At 64.8% G+C, this 1,399-nt stretch carries 1 protein-coding gene; it reads left to right on the top strand.

What is annotated here, in order from left to right; genetic code table 11:
• A partial coding sequence (locus K2F54_RS19685; RefSeq protein WP_220607388.1) for a transposase occupies positions 1 to 1,287 on the top strand: 1,287 nt, incomplete at its 5' end.
• Between the last annotated feature and the right edge of the window lie 112 nt (positions 1,288 to 1,399).

Raw genomic sequence — 1,399 nt, 5'->3', positions numbered from 1 at the left:
GCTGACTTGTTTGCCCAGGTTTTGGTGTTGTGTTTGCAGGCCGGGTTGGGGCGTTTCGGGGTGGTCGCGATCGATGGGACCAAGATCAAGGCGAACGCGGCGAACGACAAGATGCGCACGCTGAAACGGTTGCGTGGCGTGGCCGAGGCTGAACTGGCTAAAGCCGCAGTCACGGACTCCGCCGAGGACGCGGCGAAGGAGCCGTCCGCGCATGATGATCTGCCTCCGGGGATGGGACCGGGGTCGGATCGGGTGGGTCGGATCCGCGCGCTGATTACTGAGTCCATCGAGGTGAGCGACGCGGCCGATGGTGCGTCCGCGCGGCCAGAACGGGCACCGGGCGGGGCAAGTCGCCTCTCCCGCGCCGAGGCCGCGATCAGGGACCTTGAAGGTGTGGTCGAGGCCGGTAATGCTCCGAGATTGAAGATCTTGCAGGATCGGTTACGCGCGGCCGAAGAGGCCCTGGCTCGGCGTGAGGCCAGGTACGCCACTAGCAAGGCGCTCTACGATGCCAACCGCGCCGCGAAGCGGGTGGCGGGTCGGGCTCCGATAGAGAACAGCGCCAAAATCGTGGGCGCGCGCCAGAGCGTTGACGCTGCGTCCGTCCGCCTCGCCCGGGCACGGCATCAAGAGGCTGACCAGAAGGCCGGGGAGATCGACCGCACCGACCGGGTCATCCTGCGACGCAATCTGACCGACCCGCAGGCGCGTCTCATGCAGACCCGGGCCGGGTTCATCGTGGGCTACAACGCGCAGATCACCGTCGCAGAGGACCAACTGATTTTGGCCGTGGACGCAACCGATCACCCCAATGATCTAGGACAGATGATCCCGCAAATGCAGCGGTTGAAGTCGACGATCGAATACTGCCGATCCCAAAGCGAACGCACGGATCTGGAAGTGGGCATGGTCGTGGTCGATAACGGATATCTCTCCGCAGAGAACGTGGACGCGCCCGGCTTCGACCGGCTCATCGCTCCGGGCCGCGGCACGGTGAAAGACGGAAAATGGGTCGGCAAGATCAAGGGCCGAGAAGGGGACACCATCACAGCCGCCGCCGCGCACATGATCGAAAAACTCGCCCTGCCCGGCAACCAAGACCGTTACAAGCAACGCTCGGGCATCGTTGAACCGGCCAACGCGTGGATCAAAGATCGGCGGGGCCTGCGCCAATTCAGCCGCCGTGGACTCATGGCCGTCAACGCCGAACTCAACCTCGCTGCGATGACAACGAACCTCCTGAAACTGTTCGTGCTGACCAACCAGACGGCCCCCGCCACTGGGTAACGACCGGCCGGCCCGGGCCAAGGAGCTCGGTCTAACGAATCACACGAAACCTCGTCCGGCCGCCGCAGGTCGGGCCCCGCAGACCACTTTCGCCCGACCAGCATCCCAGTGC

Source organism: Cryobacterium inferilacus, assembly GCF_019599185.1.
Classification (GTDB): Bacteria; Actinomycetota; Actinomycetes; order Actinomycetales; family Microbacteriaceae; genus Cryobacterium; species Cryobacterium inferilacus.
The sequence above is the reverse complement of the archived record's forward strand: the minus strand, read 5'-3'. Positions and strand labels throughout refer to the sequence as shown.